This window comes from Gemmiger formicilis, assembly GCF_016901605.1.
GTDB lineage: Bacteria > Bacillota > Clostridia > Oscillospirales > Ruminococcaceae > Gemmiger > Gemmiger formicilis_B.
On sequence record NZ_JACJKP010000870.1, the window covers coordinates 1 to 220 of the forward strand.

Consider the following 220-nt stretch of genomic DNA (forward strand, 5'->3'; position numbering starts at 1 on the left):
CTGCTGGGCACGCCGGGGTATGCGGCGCCGGAACAGTTCGGGTTCCGCCAGACCGATGCCCGGGCCGATCTGTACAGCCTGGGGGTACTGCTGAACCAGCTGGTCACCGGCAGCGTTCACACCCACGAACATCACCAGCGTCCAGGCCGCCAGCCAAAGGGCCACGATACACACGCAGTAGGGTTTGTACCAGCGGGTGCCCCGGTACCGTTCCAGCGGT

General features: G+C 66.4%; 1 protein-coding gene. It reads right to left on the reverse strand.

Annotated elements, in window-relative coordinates; translation table 11 throughout:
- Window positions 1-220: hypothetical protein (locus H6B10_RS17085; RefSeq protein ID WP_204652527.1), on the reverse strand; the 220-nt coding region annotated here is incomplete at both ends.